The following is a 14,750-nucleotide window of genomic DNA, read 5'->3' on the forward strand; positions in this document are numbered from 1 at the left end:
TTGCGTCTGCGCGGAAGTTATGGCGTCAAACCATGACAAATTTATGACAACCCGCGTTATTCGGTCAGATCGTGATCGATGTCGACCACCAGATCGTCGGAGAGGGACTCCAGCGCCGTGATCAGATCGTCGAGTTCGAGCTGGGGCGGCAGGGCCACCAGGGCATGGGCATAGAAGAGCGGGGCCCCGGAGTGGGGGGCCGGCTCGCACCCCGTGGTGAGGTCGGCGACGTTGATGTTGAGCTGGCGCAGTATGCTGGCCACCTCGTGGACTATGCCGGGCCTGTCGTTGCCGGTGACGCTCAGCATCAGCTGGTTGGCGGGCTCGGGGCTGAGCTGGCCTTCGGCGAAGCTCACGGTGAGACCCGGCAGCATCACCAGTGCCTCGCACAGGCTGCGGTAGTGTTCGTCCGGCACGGCGACGTGCAAAATGCCGGCAAACTGCCCCGCCAGTTCGCTCATGGAGCTGGCCAGCCAGTTGCCCTGCTGCCGGGTGATGGTGTCGGCCAGGCTCTCGACGATGCCGGGCTTGTCTGCGCCGATCACGGTGACGACCAATTGCTTTTGCATCCTGCTCTCCTTGAATGGGACTGCGTGGGGTCATTGACGTCTGGCCGCGACTCTGTGCGCCGAAACGTCCATAGGCTCTAGCATTGTGCCTGCTGCGACAGGCCATATGAAGCCCGCCTCACGCAAATTTAGTGAAAAAACGCGAATGCCGGAGCGGCGTTGATTTCAGCTCTGCCTGCCGGGGTTCCCCCGTGGTAGAGTGTTGCCCCTTCGTGTTTGATGAACTGGATATGTCTTGTGAACGGGGTATGTGTTTATGAATAGCCTTGTCGTGTCGGGATCCGTGTTGTTGGTGCTGCTCCTGCTGGTGATCCTCTGGCGCAGGAGCAAGAGGGGCAAGGCCGAGCCCTATGAGCTGCAGGAGACCCTGTTCAGCCCCGCCGAGCGCGCCTTCCTCGGGGTGCTGGACTTAGCGGTGGGCGACCAGGCCCGGGTCTTTGCCAAGGTCAGGGTGGCGGATGTGCTGACCCCGCAGGCGCGCCTGGGCAAGGGCAAGTGGCAGCAGGCGTTCGACATGATCAGCACCAAGCGCTTCGACTACCTGCTCTGCCACCCGGCGGATCTCTCCTTCCTGTGCGCCGTGGAACTCGATGACAGCGCCCATCGCCACCAGAAGCGCAAGGTGCGGGATCTCTTCCTGAAGTCCGCCTGTGACAGCGCCGGCCTGCCGCTGCTGCAGATCCCGGCCAGCAGCCATTACCAGGTCGACGAGCTGCGCGAGCTGTTGCTGCCCCTGCTGGTCAAGACGAGCCTCCCGGTGGAGGATCTGTTGCCGGGGGAGCGCCGCGAGCCGACCTTCAACCCCTTGCTGCTCGATGGTGTGGATTTGAGTGCATCCCACCACGGGGGGCGCATGCCCAGGGCGCCACAGGCCGAGTCGCCTCAGCCTGACGAGCAGGGGCCGGTGCTGATGGACAACCCCTTCATCGGCCCGGACGAAGAGGAGGAGGAAGCGTCCGCCTCGGTGCCCCATTGCCCCCGCTGCGCGGCGCCCCTGGTGGCCCGGGAAGCGAAGAAGGGTCCCCATGCCGGCCGTCTGTTCCTGGCCTGCAGCCGTTTCCCCGAGTGCCGTTACGCCGCCCCCCAGGAGCAGGCCAGGCACTGATCCCCGCGCTGGCGCCGGCTGCGGTCGGCGCCTTGCCTCTCCTGCACCGCGTTCCACCCCGGGCGCCTGGCCGACAGCGGCTGTCCGAGTGTGATCCCCATCCCGCCCGGACCGCGCCGAGCGCGACAAGTTTTGACAAACCGCCAGAATTTTGGCACTTTGTGCACCCTACAACACAGTGCATGGCTCATTATCATAAGCACTTAAAAAACAATAACTTGGCGTCAGGTGTGTAAGGAAGATAAATATGATGGCTATGGGGGTGTTGATCGTTGATGCCGATGAACAGCGGCGTCAGCAACTGGGGACCGTGCTCTCCTTCATGGGGATCCCCTGGCAGGAGGTGGTGGAAGCCGATCTGGATGTGGCTATCGAATCTTCCGGCCCGCTGCAAGGGATACTGACGGGCAAGCTGCTGGAGCGCTCCCTCGGCGAGCTGCTGGCCGCCTTCCCCCGCATCCCCTTCCTCTCCCTGATGCAGGCCGATCACCCCAACAGCAACTTCATCGGTGGCAGCGACGAGCCCTATACCTATGAGTCCCTGACGCGCCACCTGCACTTCTGTCAGGCCTTCATCTCCCTCCATCCCCGCCAGCAGGTGCATGACAAGGGCCAGACCCTGTTGCGACTGCTGGTGGGCAAGGGGCGGGGGATCCAGGAGGTGCGCCGCCTCATAGGCCAGGTAGCACAGACTGACGCCAACGTGCTGATCCTGGGGGAGTCCGGGACCGGCAAGGAGGTGGTGGCCCGCGCCATTCACGAGCTCTCTGCCCGAAGCTCGGGCCCCTTCGTGCCCATCAACTGCGGCGCCATTCCGGCTGAGCTCCTGGAGAGCGAGCTGTTCGGCCACGAGAAGGGGGCCTTCACCGGCGCCATCGCCGCCCGTCGCGGCCGCTTCGAGCTGGCCCAGGGGGGCACCCTGTTCCTCGACGAGATCGGCGACATGCCGCTGCCGATGCAGGTCAAGCTGCTGCGGGTGCTGCAGGAGCGGCTGTTCGACAGGGTCGGTGGCGGCAAGCCCATCCAGGCCGATGTGCGCATCATAGCGGCGACCCACAGGGATCTGGAGGCGATGATCCGCACCCAGGGTTTTCGCGAGGATCTCTACTATCGCCTCAACGTCTTCCCCATAGAGACGCCGCCCCTGCGCGAGCGCTGCGACGACATCCCCTTGCTGCTGCAGGAGCTGCTCAACCGCCACGGGGAGCAGCACAGGGGGATCATCCGCCTGACCCAGCGGGCCATGGAGTCCCTGATGCAGTACCCCTGGCCTGGCAACGTGCGGGAGTTGTCGAACCTCATCGAGCGGCTGCTGATCCTCTACCCGAACCAGATCATCGACGTGGAGGACTTGCCCGGTCGCTACCGTCTGCTGCCAAGCGAGCCGAGGGACGAGCGGCTCACCGAGATGGACGAGCGGGATGCCCTGGCCGCCGTGTTCCAGACGCCTCCTGCGCTGGATCCGGGCCTTGTTGCGCCGCTGCCCATGCAGCTGCCCCAGGAGGGGCTCAATCTCAAGGAGATGCTGGCGGATCTCGAGGTGGAGCTGATCCGTCAGGCGCTGGAGTCCCAGGACGGGGTGGTGGCCCGCGCCGCCGACCTGCTGAGCATGCGCCGCACCACCCTGGTGGAGAAGATGAAAAAATACGGCATGAGCAAGGACAACTGAGGTCAATGCTTTGACGGCCAAAGCCAAGGCATTGATATATAACAAATAATTTACTGGCATGGAAATTGAATAAGCTGACCCAATCGCCAGTTTGAGGTCAGCTTTATGACAATCTCGCAGCAGGACAATCCGCTCCAGTCACACGAAGTGAGTCAGCTTTATGCCATCTTCACGGCACTGCCGACCGGCGTGCTGCTGCTCGATGGGGAGGGGCGGATCACCCGCGCCAACCCGGCCGCCCTGACCCTGCTGGGGGAGCCGCTGGAGGGGCAGGCCTGGCGCCAGATCATCGCCCGCTGTTTCCAGCCCAGAGAAGACGATGGTCACGAGATCTCCCTGCGGGACGGTCGCCGGGTGCAACTCTCCACCCAGCCGCTGCCGGATCAGCCCGGCCAGCTGGTGTTCATCACGGATCTCACCGAGACCCGCCAGTTGCAGGACAGGGTCAACCACATGAAGCGGTTGTCGGCCCTGGGCAACATGGCGGCCTCTCTGGCACACCAGATCCGCACCCCCCTCTCCGCCGCCATGCTCTATGCGGCCAACCTCGCGAACCGCACCCTGAAACCGGAATCCCGCACCCAGTTCCAGCAAAAGTTGATGGCCCGGCTGCAGGATCTCGAGAAGCAGATAAACGACATACTGCTGTTTGCCCGCAACGGCGACAACCAGGTGGTGGCCCCCGTCTCGGTACAGGGGCTGCTGGCGGAGGTGCAGGCCGGTGCCGAGGCCTTCTGCCAGCAGCAGGGCTGCGCGCTGCACATGGAGGCGCCGGAGCCGGATCTCTGCCTGCTCGCCAACAGCAGTGCCCTGGCCGGGGCCATCAACAACCTGATCGCCAACGCCAGACAGGCCGGGGCCGATTCGCTCCTGGTGAGCGCGGTGCGCAGTGGCAACCGGGTGGAGATGCGCGTCCTCGACAATGGCAAGGGGATGCCTGCCCAGCTGCTCAACCAGATCTTCGAACCCTTCTTCACCACCCGCTCCCAGGGCACGGGCCTCGGGCTTGCCGTGGTGCAATCCGTGGTGCGCGCCCATCAGGGGGAGGTCAGCGTGGCCTCGGTGCCCGGAGAAGGGACCTGTTTTACCTTGTCGTTCCCTCTGCATCAGCAAGCGGTGCAGCTTGGAGGTGTAGCATGAATCCCATCTTGTCCCTGTGGTGCCAGGCCTGCGGGCCCGTGGTTGGAGGTGTGGCATGACCCAGGCCCGTATTCTGGTGGTGGAAGACGACAACGGCCTGCGCGAGGCGCTGGTGGATACCCTGCTGCTCGGCGGCTACGAGTGCCGCGAGGTGGACAGCGGCGAGCGGGCCCTGCTGGCGCTCTCTCGCCAGCGCTTCGACATGGTGATCTCCGACATCCAGATGGGGGGCATGGACGGCCTCACCCTGCTGGCCAACATCCGCCAGCAGTATCCCCAGGTGCCTGTGCTCCTGATGACCGCCTACGCCAACATCGACGGTGCCGTGCGCGCCATGCGGGAGGGGGCCATCGACTATCTGGCCAAGCCCTTCTCCCCCGAGGTGCTGCTCAACCAGGTCAGCCGTTACGTGCCGGCCCAGAAGGTGGAGAAGCGCGCCGTGGTCTATGGCGATCCCAGGACTGCCGAGCTGTTCCAGCTGGCGACTAGGGTGGCCAGAAGCGAAGCCACCGTCATGGTGACAGGCCCGAGCGGGACGGGCAAAGAGGTGCTGGCCCGCTACATCCACGACAACTCCAGCCGGGCCGAGCAGGCCTTCGTCGCCATCAACTGCGCCGCCATTCCGGAGAACATGCTGGAGGCGACCCTGTTCGGCTACGAGAAGGGGGCCTTCACCGGCGCCGTGCAGGGGTGCCCGGGCAAATTCGAGCAGGCCCAGGGAGGAACCCTGCTGCTCGACGAGATCACCGAGATGGATCTCGGCCTGCAGGCCAAGCTGCTGCGGGTGCTGCAGGAGAAAGAGGTGGAGCGGCTCGGCAGCCGCAAGATGATCCCGCTGGACGTGCGGGTCATCGCCACCAGCAACCGGGATCTGAAAAAAGCGGTGCAGGACGGCCTGTTTCGCGAGGATCTCTACTACCGTCTCAACGTCTTCCCCCTGCGCTGGACCTCCCTCTGGGAGCGGCCCGGCGACATACTGCCCCTGGCGGAGCACCTGCTGGCGCTCCATGCCAGTCAGCAGGGGCTGCCGACACCGCAGCTGGCCGATGCGGCGCGCGAGCGCCTGCTGGCCCACCCCTGGCCCGGCAACGTGCGCGAGCTGGACAACGTGGTGCAGCGGGCCCTGATCCTCTGCCCCGAGGGGCTCATCGGCTGCGAGCATCTGATCCTGGAGGAGACGGACGAGGAGCTGGTGCGCCCCCTCGAGCGTCTGTCGGGGGAGGGGCTCGGCGGCGAGCTCAAGCAGCAGGAGCACCAGATCATCCTGGACACCTTGCAGGAGTGCAACGGCAGCCGCAAGGAGGTGGCCGACAAGCTCGGCATCAGCCCGCGCACCCTGCGCTACAAGCTGGCCCAGATGCGTGACGCCGGCATAGAGCTGCCCGCCTAGCACCATTGCCGGTGTCATGGCCTTGCCGGCCCGGCTCGATTATCATGGGACCCTCGGCATCATGAGCCTGGGCCCCGTTGTGACTGCAGACAAGAGCCTGATCGCAGACAAGGGGGAGCAGCGCCTTTACAAGGGACTCCTATGATCTCTCATCGCAAACTGGAAACCGTGCTCAACCACCTGCTCGAGCCTCACGCCATCAAGGACTACTGTCCCAACGGGCTGCAGGTGGAGGGGCGCGAGCGCATTCGCCGGGTGGTCACCGGCGTCACCGCCAGCCAGGCCCTGATCGATGCGGCTGTGGCCCTGGATGCCGATGCCATCCTGGTCCATCACGGCTACTTCTGGAGCGGGGAACCACCCCAGATCACCGGCATGAAGCAGCGCCGCCTCAAGACCTTGCTGACCCACGACATCAACCTGTTTGCCTACCACCTGCCGCTGGACGTGCACCCCGAGGTGGGTAACAACGCCCAGCTCGCCAGGCTGCTCGGCATCAAGGTGCGCCGTGGTCTCGAACCCTGGAACAGCAAGAGCGTGGCCATGGTGGGCAAGCTGGAAACCCCCATGAGCGGAGCCGACTTTGCCAAACTGATTGCCGAGCGTCTCGGCCGTGAGCCGCTCCATTGCGGAGACAGCGGCCCCGAGCTCATCAGCTCAGTGGCCTGGTGCACCGGCGGCGGCCAGAGCTATATCAACCAGGCGGCGGAGCAGGGGATCGATGCCTTCATCTCCGGTGAGGCTTCAGAGCAGACCATCCACACCGCCCGCGAGATGGGGATGCACTTCTACGCAGCAGGTCACCACGCCACCGAACGTTACGGCGTCAAGGCGCTGGGGGAGTGGCTTGCCACCGTGCACGGGCTGGAGGTGACCTTTATCGATATCGACAATCCGGTCTAAACCTGTCCACGATCTGGCTACGAAACCGTGATCAAGGCTCATGTGCTGCTCGCTTATGTGCAGGAAAGAGTGCTCATGTATTCACATACACTCCGGTTCCTGGGCGGCTTGTAACCGTGTTGACGGTTTCTCGCTGCAGGTCGTGAACAGGTTTAAGCCTGTGCTTGTGGTAGGAAAATTCAGGAAACAAAAAGGAGGCCATCGGCCTCCTTTTTCACATCTCGACAAGACGTCTGCTTACTCGCTGGCATAGCCCGCGGGGCCGAGCAGGACGTCATCCAGCAGGGCTGCGCCCTCCTGCATCTTGAGCCGTCCCTCGCAGAACCACTGCACCACCAGGGGGTAGATGCTGTGCTCCTGAACCTGGACCCGGGCAGCCACCTCGTCGGCACTGTCCCCTTCGAAGATGGGGACGCGAGCCTGGAGGATCACAGGGCCGCCGTCCAGCTCCTCGGTGACGAAGTGGACGCTGGCACCGTGCTCGCGCTCTCCATCGTCGATGGCGCGCTGGTGGGTGTGCAGCCCCTGGTATTTCGGCAGCAACGAGGGGTGGATGTTGATCATCCGCCCGGCGAAGTGACGCACCAGATCGGCGCTCAGGATCCGCATAAAGCCGGCCAGCACCACCAGATCCGGCTGATAGTCCGCCATCAGGGCGAGCAGGGCGACGTCATACTCCTCCCGGCTGGCAAACTGCTGTTGGGCCAGGATGGCGGTGGCCACTCCGGCTTCTTTGGCGCGAACCAGACCATAGGCATCGGCCCTGTTGCTGATGACGCCGACCACCTCACCGGCAACCTTGCCGCTGGCGCAGTGGTCGAGAATGGTCTGCAGGTTGCTGCCGTTGCCGGAGATCAGCACCAGGATCCGTTTCATGGGGGAGGTCATTTTATGATGACTTGCTCTTCGCCATCGGCCGCCTTGGCGATGTGGCCTATGTGCCAGGCGTTCTCGCCTTCGGCCTTGAGCAGGGCCAGCGCCTTGTCCAGCTGATCCGCCGGCAGGGCGATGATCATGCCGACACCGCAGTTGAAGGTGCGGTACATCTCGTGGCGGGTGACGTTGCCGGCCTGCTGCAGCCAGCTGAACACCGCCGGCCACTGCCAGCTCTGCTCGTCGATCACCGCCTGGGTATTGGCGGGCAGCACGCGGGGGATGTTCTCCCAGAAGCCGCCACCTGTGATGTGGGACAGGGCGTGGATCTCGCACTCCTTGATGAGCTTGAGCACCGGCTTCACATAGATGCGGGTCGGCTCCAGCAGGGCGTTGGCCAGGGTGGTGTCACCCAGCGGCTGATGCACGTCGGCCTGGGAGACTTCCAGGATCTTGCGCACCAGGGAGAAGCCGTTGGAGTGGGGGCCGCTCGCGGCCAGGGCGATCAGGGCATCCCCTTCGCCGACCTTGCTGCCGTCGATGATCTCGCTCTTCTCCACCACACCGACGCAGAAACCGGCGATGTCGTAGTCTTCCCCTTCATACATGCCAGGCATTTCGGCGGTCTCGCCGCCCACCAGGGCACAGCCGGACTGCTCGCAGCCTGCACCTATGCCGGTGACCACGGCGGCGGCGGTGTCCACATCCAGCTTGCCGGTGGCATAGTAGTCGAGGAAGAACAGGGGCTCGGCGCCTTGCACGATGAGGTCATTGACGCACATGGCCACCAGATCGATGCCCACGGTATCGTGCTTCTTCAGATCGATGGCCAGACGCAGCTTGGTGCCCACACCGTCGGTACCGGAGACCAGTACCGGCTCCTTGTAGCCAGCAGGGATTTGACACAGGGCCCCAAAGCCGCCAAGACCACCAAGGACTTCAGGACGACGAGTGCGCTTTGACACGCCCTTGATACGTTCAACCAGTGCATTGCCGGCATCGATATCTACGCCAGCATCCTTGTAGCTCAGTGAGGTTTTGTCAGTCACGCGTATTCCCCGTCATATAGAGAAGTGGAGGGTAAAATTCGGGGCGTATTCTACCAGTGGGCGGGTAAAAGCAGAAAGAAAATCGTTTGCGCGTTTTTGCGCAGAAATGCTCTACAAGCCGCGGCTTTTGTTGTATGATTCCGCGATTTTTTGGCGCCGGTTCGAGGAGATAATAATGAAAGTCGTTGAAGTCAAACACCCCCTGGTCAAGCACAAGATCGGCCTGATGCGCGAAGGCGACATCAGCACCAAGCGTTTCCGTGAACTGGCCAAGGAAGTGGGCAGTCTGTTGACCTACGAAGCGACCTCTGACTTCGAAACCGAGAAAGTTACCATCGATGGCTGGAACGGGCCAGTGGAAGTTGACCAGATCAAGGGCAAGAAGGTCACCGTCGTGCCTATCCTGCGCGCCGGTCTTGGCATGATGGATGGCGTGCTCGAGCACATGCCGAGCGCCCGTGTCAGCGTGGTCGGCATCTACCGTGATGAAGAGACCCTGCAGCCGGTTCCCTATTTCGAGAAGATCGTCAGCAACATCGAAGAGCGTCTGGCCCTGGTCATCGACCCCATGCTGGCCACCGGCGGCTCCATGATTGCCACCATCGATCTGCTGAAGAAGAAAGGCTGCCAGTCCATCAAGGTGCTGGTGCTGGTTGCCGCCCCGGAAGGGATCAAGGCGCTGGAAGCCGCTCACCCCGACGTGGAGCTGTTCTGTGCCTCCATCGACCGGGGACTGAACGAGAAGGGCTACATAGTCCCGGGTCTGGGGGATGCCGGCGACAAGATCTTCGGCACCAAGTAACCCCTGACGCCATAGCCGCTCTCTCTGAGCGCAAACGGAGCCGGCACTTTGCCGGCTCCGTCGTTTATCCCGCCCTCCGGCTTGCTGCCATGCGCGCCTTGCCGCTACCATAAGCAGCATCCCCCATTTCGAGAATCTTCTTTATGCTGAAACGCTTAGCGACTCTCCTCTGCTGTCTGCCACTCATGGTGTCGGCTGCCCAGGTGACCGACCTCTATCAGGGCAAGGCGCCGACCAGCGGCGACATGACGGCCGCCCAGTCCCAGGCACTGGGGGAGGTACTCGTCAAGGTGACCGGCAGGCGCGACATCCTCACCCAGCCCGAGGTGGCCAAGGCGCTGGCGGCCCCCGGTGACTATGTGCAGCACTACGGCTATCAGGATGTGGGACCGGTCAAGTTTCTCAAGGCCGATTTCAACGTGGCCAAGGTCAATGCCCTGGTAGGCCAGAGCAAGTTCCCCCTGCTCGGGCCCGTCCGCCCGCAAATGGCACTCTGGCTGGTAATAGATGAAGGGGAGCGCCGCATACTGCCGGATCAGTCCAGCGACGGCTGGTCCGCCGCCCTGCGCGGCCAGGCTCAGGCCATGGGGTTGCCGGTCAGCATCCCGCTGATGGATCTGGACGACAACATGGCAGTCAGCGCCACCGATGTCTGGGGCCGCTTCGCCGACCCCATCCTCAAGGCGAGCGAGCGCTATGGCGCCGAGATGGTGGTGCTGGGCAAGCTGACGCCGGAAGGTGAGAAGTGGAGCATCGACTGGGGGCTCTATGGCGCCAAGCCGGGAGCTCAGGGCGGCGCAGAGCTGACCGAGCTGACCAAGGGGGCCGGCTCGGGTACCCAGGCCGAGGTGGCGCAGGGCATGGCCGATGCCCTGGCTGGCTGGCTGGTGCAACAGTACGGCACTCGCCTGTCCGGGGTCGTCTCCAGCCAGACCCTGGTGGTGGAGGGGTTGTCCGGCATCGACGGCATGATCCAGATACAGAAGATGCTGCAGGGCATGGCCAGCGTCACCAAGGTGGCGATCGGCAAGCTGGAGGGGGACAAGGTCACCTTCAACCTGTCGCTTCAGGGGGACAAGGCCGAGCTGGTAAGGGGCCTGCAACTGGAGAGCCGCCTGCACCAGATCGAAGACAACGAGAGCGGTCTGCGTTATCAATGGTCGCAGCCCTGACGTTTTCTGCTGATCCCAACCGCCCGGCATGACCCGGGCGGTTCTCTATCTGCCGCTGCAATGATACACTTGGGCGCAAATATCACAGTCAAAGCCCAACGAGTGAAGCAACCGGCCCAACTGTCTTTAGCCGTACAATTACCGGATGATGAAACCTTCGTCAGTTTCTATCCCGGCAACAACGCCCATCTGATCACCGCCCTCAAGAATGCGGCCATCGGTCAGGGCGCTCCTTTCCTCTATTTCTGGGGAGCCAAGGGCTCCGGACGTTCCCACCTGCTGCACGCCACCTGCGCCGAGGTCAATGCCCGCGACGCCGCCGCCGCCTATCTCTCCCTCGACCAGTTCGAACAGCTGGATCCCAGCATGCTCGACGCCCTCGAAAGCCTGCCCCTGGTCTGTCTCGACAGCCTGGAGGCCATCGCCGGTAACGCCCTGTGGGAGCGGGCCCTGTTCGATTTTTACAATCGCTGGAAAGAGAAAGGCGAGGGTACCCTGGTGGTCACCGGCTGCAGCGCCCCGCGCAAGCTGGGGCTGCAACTGCCGGATCTCGCCTCTCGCCTCGATTGGGGAGTGAGTTTCCATCTCGACGAGCTCGATGACGAAGGCAAGCTCAGTGCCCTGCAGCTGCGTGCCGAGCTGCGGGGCTTCAAACTGCCCATAGACGTGGGCCGCTTCCTGCTCAACCGCTTGTCCCGCGACATGCGCACCCTGCTCACCACCCTCAATCAGCTCGACAACGCCTCCTTTCGCGCCAAGCGCAAGCTCACCATCCCCTTTGTCAAAGAGATCCTCGAACTCTGAGCCAACGGTGATTGCCTGTCTACGCCGCATCCTTGAGTGGCGAGCAAAAAGAAACCCCGGCACCAGGCCGGGGTTTTGCTATCTCAATGTTATCAGTGGAACTGATCTTCTTCGGTGGAGCCCGTTAACGCGGTGACCGAGGATTGGCCACCCTGGATGACGGTGGTCACCTTGTCGAAGTAACCGGTACCCACTTCCTGCTGGTGTGCCACGAAGGTGTAACCCCGCTCGGCGGCCGCAAACTCCGGCTGCTGCACCATCTCGACGTAGTGCTTCATCCCTTCGCCGCGGGCGTACTGGTAGGCCAGCTCGTACATGTGGAACCACATGTTGTGGATGCCCGCGAGGGTGATGAACTGGTACTTGTAGCCCATGTCGGAGAGCTCCTGCTGGAAGCGGGCGATGGTGGCATCGTCCAGGTTCTTCTTCCAGTTGAAGCTCGGGGAGCAGTTGTAGGCCAGGATCTTGTCCGGGTACTGGGCCTTGATGGCCTCGGCAAATTTACGCGCCTCGTCCAGATCCGGCTTGGCGGTCTCGCACCACACCATGTCGGCGTAAGGGGCATAGGCCAGGCCGCGGGAGATGGCCTGCTCGATACCGGCCTGCACCTTGTAGAAGCCCTCGGCGGTACGCTCACCGGTCAGGAAGCCGGCATCGTAGGGATCGGCATCCGTGGTCAGCAGGTCGGCGGCGTTGGCGTCGGTACGGGCGATCACTAGCGTGGTGGTGCCGCAGACATCCGCGGCCAGACGGGCGGCGATCAGTTTTTGCACCGCTTCCTGGCTCGGCACCAGCACCTTGCCGCCCATATGACCGCACTTCTTGACGGAGGCGAGCTGATCCTCGAAGTGCACGCCGGCGGCGCCCGCTTCAATCATGCCCTTCATCAGCTCGAAGGCGTTCAGCACGCCGCCGAATCCGGCTTCCGCATCCGCGACGATCGGCAGGAAGTAGTCGATGAAACCGGCATCCTGCGGGCCCACCTTGTTGGCCCACTGGATCTGGTCGGCACGGGCGAAGGAGTTGTTGATGCGCTCCACCACGGACGGGACAGAGTTGGCCGGGTAAAGGGACTGATCCGGATACATGGTGGAGGACAAGTTGTTGTCCGCCGCCACCTGCCAGCCGGAGAGGTAGATGGCCTCTATGCCCGCCTTGGCCTGCTGCACCGCCTGGCCGCCGGTCAGGGCGCCGAGGCAGTTGACGTAGCCCTTCTTGGCGCCGCCGTGGATCAGCTCCCACAGCTTGTCGGCGCCGCGCTGGGCCAGTGTGTGTGCCGGCTGCAGGCTGCCACGCAGGTTCACCACGTCTTCGGCGCTGTAGCCGCGCTTGATCCCTTTCCAGCGGGGGTTTTCTGCCCAGTCTTTCTCGATAGCCTGGATCTGTTGCTCACGGGTCAGTGCCATATCAGTTCCCTCTTTCATTGATTTCACGTTTCCATTGATTTGTTATGGACGAGCCCCTCCCGGGGCCCGGATTCAGAGCCGCTCGTAACCGGGCAGCGTCAGAAAATCGATCAGGGTGTCGGCGCAGGTGATCTGCTCCATCAGCTCGCTCGCCTCGGCAAAGCGACCTGCCTGCCAGCGGGCCTCGCCCACCTCGGCTTTGACCACCTCCTGCTCCTCGGCCAGCATCTGGCGGAACAGCGCCTTGGTCACCACCTTGCCGTTGGTGAGGCTCTTGCCGTGGCGGATCCACTGCCAGATGGAGGTACGGGAGATCTCGGCGGTGGCGGCGTCTTCCATCAGGCCGTAGATGGGCACGCAGCCGTTGCCGTTGATCCAGGCCTCCAGGTATTGCAGGGCGACCCGGATGTTGGTGCGCATGCCCGTCTCGGTGCGCTCCCCCTCGCAGGGGGCCAGCAGATCGGCGGCGGTGATGGGGGCATCCTGCTCGCGCAGTTCGCCTATCTGGTTCTTGGCGCCAGCCGGGATGGCGGCGTTGAACACCGCCATGGCGGTATCGGCGAGGCCGGGGTGGGCGACCCAAGTGCCGTCGTGGCCGTTGCTGGCTTCACGCTCCTTGTCAGCCTTCACCTTGGCAAATACCTGTTCATTCACCGCAGGATCTTTAGCCGGGATAAAGGCGGCCATGCCGCCCATGGCGAGGGCGCCGCGCTTGTGACAGGTCTTGATCAGCAGGCGCGAGTAGGCGGAGAGGAACGGCTTGTCCATGGTCACCACCTGGCGGTCCGGCAGGACACGGTCAGGGTGGTTCTTCAAGGTCTTGATGTAGCTGAAGATGTAGTCCCAGCGGCCGCAGTTCAGCGCCACTATGTGATCCTTCATCTGATAGAGCAGCTCATCCATCTCGAACACCGCCGGCAGGGTCTCGATGAGGACGGTGGCCTTGATGGTGCCGCGGGGCAGACTGAACTTGTCCTCGGTCCAGGCGAACACCTCGCTCCACCAGCGACCTTCCAGGTGGCTCTGCAGCTTGGGCACATAGAAGTAGGGGCCCGAGCCCTTGGCCAGCAGCGCCTTGTGGTTGTGCAGGAAGTAGAGGGCGAAGTCGAACAGGCCGCCGGGGATGGCCTCACCATCGAAGGTGACGTGTTTTTCAGGCAGATGCAGGCCACGGACCCGGCAGATAAGCACGGCGGGATCGGGATTGAGGGTGTAAGCCTTGCCTTCCGGACTGGTGTAGGAGACGGTGCCATTGACCGCATCGCGCAGGTTGATCTGCCCCTCGATCACCTTGTTCCAGGCGGGCGCCAGTGAATCCTCGAAGTCCGCCATGAACACCTTGACGTTGGCGTTGAGGGCGTTGATCACCATCTTGCGCTCGACCGGGCCGGTGATCTCCACACGGCGGTCCTGCAGATCGGAGGGAATGCCGCGCACTGTCCAGCTGCCTTCGCGGATGTGGGCGGTTTCGGGCAGGAAGTCCGGCAACTCGCCGCCATCGATGCGAGCCTGGCGAGCCACCCGTTGTTTCAGCAGTTCATTGCGCTGAGGAGCGAAGCGTTCCACCAGTTCGGATACCAGGGCCACCGCATCCGGCGTCAGGATCTGCGCGTAATCGGGAAGCATCTCGCCTTGGATGCGCAGACGGGTGCTGCTGATGGTCTGGGCCGGTGCCGACATAGGTTTCACTCCTTTGAAAGTTACATTTTGAACTTACTAACTACGACTAACGTCTATATCCGTTTCTCTTAAACTCCCCGTAACAGCGGGGTAACACGACTCATAAGGTGCAAAATAATGCTTGGTTCGTCAACTTGATTTTTAAAACAGGTGTTTTTTGTTGGTATTTAAGTTGATGTTTTTAAAGT

13 protein-coding genes are annotated in these 14,750 nt (G+C 63.0%); 8 read left to right on the top strand and 5 right to left on the bottom strand.

Annotated features, from left to right (window positions below; all coding sequences use genetic code 11):
• Nucleotides 1-56: 56 nt before the first annotated feature.
• Nucleotides 57-569, bottom strand: a complete 513-nt coding sequence (locus tag AC1IN8_RS16315) for a glycine cleavage system transcriptional repressor (protein WP_139434884.1) — start codon at nucleotides 567-569, stop codon at nucleotides 57-59.
• A gap of 256 nt (nucleotides 570-825) precedes the next feature.
• On the opposite strand from AC1IN8_RS16315, the gene AC1IN8_RS16320 reads away from it, so the two are divergent.
• The 5 genes from AC1IN8_RS16320 to AC1IN8_RS16340 all read left to right on the top strand — a co-directional run bounded on the left by AC1IN8_RS16320 (nucleotide 826) and on the right by AC1IN8_RS16340 (nucleotide 6,776).
• On the top strand, nucleotides 826-1,674 hold the full coding sequence (locus AC1IN8_RS16320; RefSeq protein WP_479759672.1) for a DUF2726 domain-containing protein: 849 nt from the start codon (nucleotides 826-828) through the stop codon (nucleotides 1,672-1,674).
• A 247-nt stretch (nucleotides 1,675-1,921) separates the two neighbouring features.
• Nucleotides 1,922-3,343: a sigma-54 dependent transcriptional regulator gene (locus tag AC1IN8_RS16325; protein WP_479759674.1), complete on the top strand. Its 1,422-nt coding sequence runs from the start codon at nucleotides 1,922-1,924 to the stop codon at nucleotides 3,341-3,343.
• Between the two features lie 105 nt (nucleotides 3,344-3,448).
• Nucleotides 3,449-4,483 carry a sensor histidine kinase gene (locus tag AC1IN8_RS16330; RefSeq protein ID WP_043128822.1) on the top strand — a complete coding sequence of 345 codons (1,035 nt, stop codon included), beginning with the start codon at nucleotides 3,449-3,451 and terminating at the stop codon, nucleotides 4,481-4,483.
• A gap of 55 nt (nucleotides 4,484-4,538) precedes the next feature.
• Nucleotides 4,539-5,873, top strand: a complete 1,335-nt coding sequence (locus AC1IN8_RS16335) for a sigma-54-dependent transcriptional regulator (protein WP_202046119.1) — start codon at nucleotides 4,539-4,541, stop codon at nucleotides 5,871-5,873.
• Nucleotides 5,874-6,014: 141 nt separating this feature from the next.
• Nucleotides 6,015-6,776 (top strand): Nif3-like dinuclear metal center hexameric protein, encoded by a 762-nt coding sequence (locus AC1IN8_RS16340; RefSeq protein ID WP_479759677.1) that lies wholly within the window; start codon nucleotides 6,015-6,017, stop codon nucleotides 6,774-6,776.
• A gap of 237 nt (nucleotides 6,777-7,013) precedes the next feature.
• Here AC1IN8_RS16340 and purN read toward each other — a convergent pair whose 3' ends face one another.
• Nucleotides 7,014-7,652: a phosphoribosylglycinamide formyltransferase gene (gene purN / locus AC1IN8_RS16345; protein ID WP_371165631.1), complete on the bottom strand. Its 639-nt coding sequence runs from the start codon at nucleotides 7,650-7,652 to the stop codon at nucleotides 7,014-7,016.
• A gap of 8 nt (nucleotides 7,653-7,660) precedes the next feature.
• The gene (purM, locus tag AC1IN8_RS16350; RefSeq protein WP_182788445.1) at nucleotides 7,661-8,698 is read right to left on the bottom strand and encodes a phosphoribosylformylglycinamidine cyclo-ligase; all 1,038 of its coding nucleotides are present in this window, start codon (nucleotides 8,696-8,698) and stop codon (nucleotides 7,661-7,663) included.
• 175 nt (nucleotides 8,699-8,873) lie between these two features.
• Here purM and upp point away from each other — a divergent pair, with 175 nt between their 5' ends.
• The 3 genes from upp (at nucleotide 8,874) to hda (ending at nucleotide 11,476) form a co-directional block, all read left to right on the top strand.
• Nucleotides 8,874-9,500: a uracil phosphoribosyltransferase gene (gene upp / locus AC1IN8_RS16355; RefSeq protein WP_479759680.1), complete on the top strand. Its 627-nt coding sequence runs from the start codon at nucleotides 8,874-8,876 to the stop codon at nucleotides 9,498-9,500.
• Nucleotides 9,501-9,643: 143 nt separating this feature from the next.
• Nucleotides 9,644-10,672 carry a DUF2066 domain-containing protein gene (locus tag AC1IN8_RS16360; protein WP_247626565.1) on the top strand — a complete coding sequence of 343 codons (1,029 nt, stop codon included), beginning with the start codon at nucleotides 9,644-9,646 and terminating at the stop codon, nucleotides 10,670-10,672.
• A gap of 102 nt (nucleotides 10,673-10,774) precedes the next feature.
• Nucleotides 10,775-11,476, top strand: a complete 702-nt coding sequence (gene hda / locus AC1IN8_RS16365; protein WP_162519142.1) for a DnaA inactivator Hda — start codon at nucleotides 10,775-10,777, stop codon at nucleotides 11,474-11,476.
• Between the two features lie 92 nt (nucleotides 11,477-11,568).
• Here the strand turns inward: hda and aceA are convergent, their stop codons facing one another.
• Together aceA and aceB are read right to left on the bottom strand one after the other, a co-directional pair.
• Complete coding sequence (gene aceA, locus AC1IN8_RS16370; protein WP_025327517.1) at nucleotides 11,569-12,882, bottom strand: isocitrate lyase; 1,314 nt, start codon at nucleotides 12,880-12,882, stop codon at nucleotides 11,569-11,571.
• Nucleotides 12,883-12,954: 72 nt separating this feature from the next.
• Nucleotides 12,955-14,562, bottom strand: coding sequence for a malate synthase A (gene aceB / locus AC1IN8_RS16375; RefSeq protein ID WP_479759682.1), 1,608 nt, complete (start codon nucleotides 14,560-14,562; stop codon nucleotides 12,955-12,957).
• Nucleotides 14,563-14,750 lie beyond the last annotated feature (188 nt).

The sequence above is a fragment of the Aeromonas sp. 130281 genome, from assembly GCF_056642115.1.

Bases quoted from the DNA above. Each gene is read 5' to 3' on its own strand.
- purN (WP_371165631.1), bottom strand. From the start codon at position 7,652: ATGAAACGGATCCTGGTGCTGATCTCCGGCAACGGCAGCAACCTGCAG.
- AC1IN8_RS16335 (WP_202046119.1), top strand. From the start codon at position 4,539: ATGACCCAGGCCCGTATTCTGGTGGTGGAAGACGACAACGGCCTGCGC.
- AC1IN8_RS16320 (WP_479759672.1), top strand. From the start codon at position 826: ATGAATAGCCTTGTCGTGTCGGGATCCGTGTTGTTGGTGCTGCTCCTG.
- AC1IN8_RS16330 (WP_043128822.1), top strand. From the start codon at position 3,449: ATGACAATCTCGCAGCAGGACAATCCGCTCCAGTCACACGAAGTGAGT.
- AC1IN8_RS16325 (WP_479759674.1), top strand. From the start codon at position 1,922: ATGATGGCTATGGGGGTGTTGATCGTTGATGCCGATGAACAGCGGCGT.
- AC1IN8_RS16340 (WP_479759677.1), top strand. From the start codon at position 6,015: ATGATCTCTCATCGCAAACTGGAAACCGTGCTCAACCACCTGCTCGAG.
- AC1IN8_RS16315 (WP_139434884.1), bottom strand. From the start codon at position 569: ATGCAAAAGCAATTGGTCGTCACCGTGATCGGCGCAGACAAGCCCGGC.
- AC1IN8_RS16360 (WP_247626565.1), top strand. From the start codon at position 9,644: ATGCTGAAACGCTTAGCGACTCTCCTCTGCTGTCTGCCACTCATGGTG.
- aceB (WP_479759682.1), bottom strand. From the start codon at position 14,562: ATGTCGGCACCGGCCCAGACCATCAGCAGCACCCGTCTGCGCATCCAA.
- aceA (WP_025327517.1), bottom strand. From the start codon at position 12,882: ATGGCACTGACCCGTGAGCAACAGATCCAGGCTATCGAGAAAGACTGG.
- upp (WP_479759680.1), top strand. From the start codon at position 8,874: ATGAAAGTCGTTGAAGTCAAACACCCCCTGGTCAAGCACAAGATCGGC.